The organism is Wolbachia endosymbiont of Drosophila barbarae (assembly GCF_044752445.1).
GTDB lineage: Bacteria > Pseudomonadota > Alphaproteobacteria > Rickettsiales > Anaplasmataceae > Wolbachia > Wolbachia pipientis.
Map to the genome: position 1 here is coordinate 1 of NZ_JBIXJM010000044.1, position 705 is coordinate 705.

The 705-nt window shown below is 34.9% G+C and carries 1 protein-coding gene and 2 pseudogenes; all 3 read right to left on the reverse strand.

Going from position 1 to position 705, the window contains the following annotated elements:
- A partial coding sequence (locus ACIPNH_RS00560; protein WP_400770901.1) for a GPW/gp25 family protein occupies positions 1 to 233 on the reverse strand: 233 nt, incomplete at its 3' end.
- 2 nt (positions 234 to 235) lie between these two features.
- A pseudogene (locus ACIPNH_RS00565) lies at positions 236 to 489 on the reverse strand (PAAR domain-containing protein).
- Positions 486 to 638: pseudogene (locus ACIPNH_RS00570) on the reverse strand (phage baseplate assembly protein V); the annotation flags it as partial. The pseudogenes ACIPNH_RS00570 and ACIPNH_RS00565, both read right to left, overlap by 4 nt.
- Positions 639 to 705: the final 67 nt, after the last annotated feature.

Below are 705 nucleotides of genomic sequence, written 5' to 3' on the forward strand. Positions count from 1 at the left end.
TTTTCTAGCTTAAATCTTTCCTCCCACCTTTGTAGAGCTTCTGCTACTGCTGAATAGATTTCCAAAGTTAGATCTCTATTTATTGGCTTATCTACTAATTCAAATAGTCTTGACCCATAATCTCTCCTCATTATTCTACTGTTAATAGGAGTGGTCAGTATATCAATTATCGACTGCTTTAAGTGCTCTATTCCTTCTAACGTTTTTCCTGTTTTAGCATCCATACCCTTCATTTCTATTTTGCAAAGACGCTTTCACTGCCTTTTATTACTTTAAACCCACATGAAACTATATCTCCTACTCTTCCTACACCAAGACCATTTGCAAACACTGTTCTTGATCCTTGAATCATTACTTTTCCTTCACTAAAACTGTCTCCTTGTCTACATATTGACTTACCGTTTACAAAAAATTATTACTTCCGCTAATGCAGAAATGTGGTATAGCTTCTCCACAGTAGTCTCCTAACCTCACTATTCCTTTGTTCAATTTAAGTCGATCCTTTCTGCTTTCAGTTTTATTCCACTTTTTGTCATTTCTATCTCTGATTTTCCTACTTTGAAATTTAATTTATCCACTACAGAAATTTCAAGATTCTTGCTCTCTTTGTCATACAATAACTTTGTTCCATCTTGAAATATAGCATTTCTCATAATAGTCCGAACAGGTCATAGGAAGGCAGAATCAACAGCACGACGAAAGGAT